The sequence below is a fragment of the Clostridium sp. MCC353 genome (genome assembly GCF_018785315.1).
GTDB lineage: Bacteria > Bacillota > Clostridia > Lachnospirales > Lachnospiraceae > CHH4-2.
In genome coordinates this window covers 1-3028 of the sequence record NZ_WQPN01000070.1, presented here as the reverse complement: position 1 = coordinate 3028, position 3028 = coordinate 1, and the positions used below count along the sequence as shown (strand labels likewise).

General features: G+C 42.5%; 3 protein-coding genes. All 3 read right to left on the bottom strand.

From position 1 onward, the window contains the following. Positions 1 to 150 precede the first annotated feature (150 nt). On the bottom strand, positions 151 to 390 hold the full coding sequence (locus GPL15_RS14100; RefSeq protein ID WP_215699319.1) for a hypothetical protein: 240 nt from the start codon (positions 388 to 390) through the stop codon (positions 151 to 153). 104 nt (positions 391 to 494) lie between these two features. Further along, entirely contained in the window at positions 495 to 1208 is a 714-nt protein-coding gene (locus GPL15_RS14095) for a KilA-N domain-containing protein (protein WP_215699318.1), read from the bottom strand. After that, the gene (locus GPL15_RS14090) at positions 1171 to 2874 is read right to left on the bottom strand and encodes a S8 family peptidase (RefSeq protein WP_215699317.1); all 1704 of its coding nucleotides are present in this window, start codon (positions 2872 to 2874) and stop codon (positions 1171 to 1173) included. The genes GPL15_RS14095 and GPL15_RS14090 overlap by 38 nt, the downstream gene beginning before the upstream one ends. Positions 2875 to 3028: the final 154 nt, after the last annotated feature.

Sequence of the window (3028 nt, the reverse complement as noted above, 5' to 3'; positions counted from 1 at the left end):
TTATCTAATCATTTATATCATTATACCATTTTATCTTCATATGTCAATAACTGGCTTCCTGATATAAAAAACCGAAAACCACAGTTTACACCTAATAGTTTCCGGTCTCAGCTCTGAATTTATTACTAATAGATTTTCTTACATCATAAATTAAATTCTAAATGTTAATGTATTGTCTGATCGTGTAGGTTTTACTTGAACAAATAGCTTTTCTCCGCTTTCATAGGTTACCACCATGTCATCCAATCCCACTTTAACATTAGTTTGTAGTTCCACGCCATTTATATTATTATCGGGATTGAGCATATCAATGAAATATTGTTGTCCAACAGACCACTCATACCAATATGGATCTCCCATCCCCGGTTTTGTTTTTGCTGAATATTTCATATAGCTTTCTCCAATCTAAATAGTTTTTAAACGTCATATTTATATCTTGCTTTTCACTCAATCAATTTTATCTGTTCCGCCGTATTAAGAACATTCAACTGATACTACGCAATTTCTTTTAAGATCTGAAATCTTTCTGCCTTATTTCTGCCCTCACGAATCATTTGTGCATTGTGTGTTTCCAAGTTGGATAAAACTGTCAGTTCATTAATTGAAGCAAAATCTCTCACATTATTCTTTTTCGCCAGTTCAGCATTTTCCTCCCGCCATGCTTTTGCGGTAAATCCAAATAACGCAACATTCAAAATATCCGCTTCCTCTGCATATGCCAGCCACTCCAGATTTTCTTTATAATTTCCTGACGGGATCAGATAATTTTTAACCGCATCTGTTTGGATTAAATAATTGTTTTTAGACAGAAATCTTTTTGCATCCCATTCAATTTTCTTTGCATCATTCTCCGCTTCTTTCAGTCTTTGAAATTCTTTGATTAAATATAGTTTAAAAACAGGGTTGATCGCTGAAGCAAATTCAAATGCAATATCTTTATGAGCATACGTCCCTCCATATTTTCCACGTTTCACAAACAATCCTATCGCTTCTGTCTTTTCAATCCATTCCGAAACACTTAATACAAATGTATGTAAACCTGCTTCGCTTTTAAAGTGGTCGAATTCGACCACTTTAAAAGCAGGGTTATATATCCGTTCCCACGTGCCCAAAAACTCCAATGTCGTTCTATTTCGCATCCAGTTTTTTACAACATCTGCTCCTCTGGACTCACCCCGGAAGACTGTCCCGCACGCACAACGCCCCATACCCCATCTGAGGATTTGGCCATACTGTAAATCCCGGAAGCTGCCTGGCACCCTTTCTCAGATAGGCTTTTATCTTTTCTCCGTACAAAAAAATATCATTGCCCTGTACAATTCCCCATTCCATCATCAAAGCCGCACTTCCTGCCACAAATGGCGCGGCAAAGGAAGTTCCGGTAACCGTTTCATATCCCCCTCCCGAGTTCGCGCTCATAATGTTGACTCCAGGCGCCGCCAAGTCGGGTTTTATCTGGTTTGTCACCCTGGTATACCCCCGCCCGGAAAAGTCTGCATAAGACTGGTATCTGCTGTTGTAGGCGCCAACGGAAATTACCTGTGAAGCGGTGGATGGTATGGTCAGCGTAATATCCGGGGTAGGGCGTAGAAATTCCGTCGATGCATTCAATATATTAGAGGACGGAAGCCACATATCATATCTGCCCGAAACTATATTCTGTGGTTCCAGCCTGAACGTCCAAATACCACTGTCAATATAAAGATCCACCGGCTGGAAGTCCAGATAAATTTCCTGGGCCTGGCTGTAGGGGCTGGGTTCTCCATAGAATACGAGAATCCTGGTATTCCTATAATACAATGTCCTGTTTCCGCCTCCTTGGTCAGTGACACTGAGCACTTCACCTGTTGGAGTGATCAGGCTTATAGTAAAGGAATCCACATATTCCTTCCAAATCTGAACGCTGAATCCGGTTTCATAAGGAGCCGCCGATAATTCTACAGTCTCATTTCTCCCTGTTATAAGCGTGCCGGATGTATGGCCCCCCGTATTTCCTTCATTTCCGGTTCCCGCTATAATCGATGTCCTTCCATAATTAGAAATATCATCTAAAAACCGCTCTACCAGGCTGGTCCCGTCATGGGAACCATATGTATTTCCAAAACTCAGATTGACTGCTGCCGGCATTTGAAGGCGCACTCCTGTCTTTACCACATAATCCACCGCTTTCATTAACTCTGTCGTCCTGGGAAATCCACCTTCTTCGGGAACACCCATCTTTACCACTACCAATGGACTTTCATATGCGATTCCACGATATCTGCCTTTGCTCTCCCTGCCGTTTCCCGCCGCAATCCCTGCCACCGCAGTTCCATGGCCGCTGGCATCAATAGAAGGGACAATCCTTCTGGCCGCCACTCTGTCCCCTGCTTCCAGCGCCTGGTTTATTTCCTCTTCAGTAAAAATCCTGTCTAAAACCTGATCCCACAGGTAAAGAATCCTGGTAGTGCCGTCTTCATTTCTAAAATCACTGTGATAGTAATCTATACCAGAATCTATAATTCCCATAATCACTCCGCGTCCGCTCAGGTTCTTTCCTCCATTCTGGACATAGGTAATACAGGAAGCTGATTTCCCCTGATTCAGTGCAAAAAAAAGCCGTTTGGGCTTTTCAATATACTCAATTTCCGGCAAACGGCTGAGCGCTTCAATCAAATGCTGTGGCACTGTCAAAATAGCATACTCATTTAACAGATCATAGATAATAATACCCTGATCTGCCAATGAAGAAATGTCCCCTGAATATTTCACAATTAAGGTCCAGGTACGTTCTTCAGGATTATACCCCACCCCCAGTTCTTCTGACTTTTCCAGCTCTTCCTCTGTGGAATCCAGGGCTAAATTTAAAAGATTTTCCAGTTTTTGATTGTCCATCTGATCTCCGTTTTTTTACCAATATATGCTGGAGTGGGTGGGGGCAGAATTGTGATTTAATTAATGAAAGTTACGCAGGAAAGCGGGACGAGGGAGCGGAGGCGGGATTGGATGTTTGGAGGCGGCCCTGGGGAGCGGAATCCTTCGGGGATGA

Bases quoted from the DNA above. Each gene is read 5' to 3' on its own strand.
- GPL15_RS14095 (WP_215699318.1), bottom strand. From the start codon at position 1,208: ATGGGGCGTTGTGCGTGCGGGACAGTCTTCCGGGGTGAGTCCAGAGGA.
- GPL15_RS14090 (WP_215699317.1), bottom strand. From the start codon at position 2,874: ATGGACAATCAAAAACTGGAAAATCTTTTAAATTTAGCCCTGGATTCC.
- GPL15_RS14100 (WP_215699319.1), bottom strand. From the start codon at position 390: ATGAAATATTCAGCAAAAACAAAACCGGGGATGGGAGATCCATATTGG.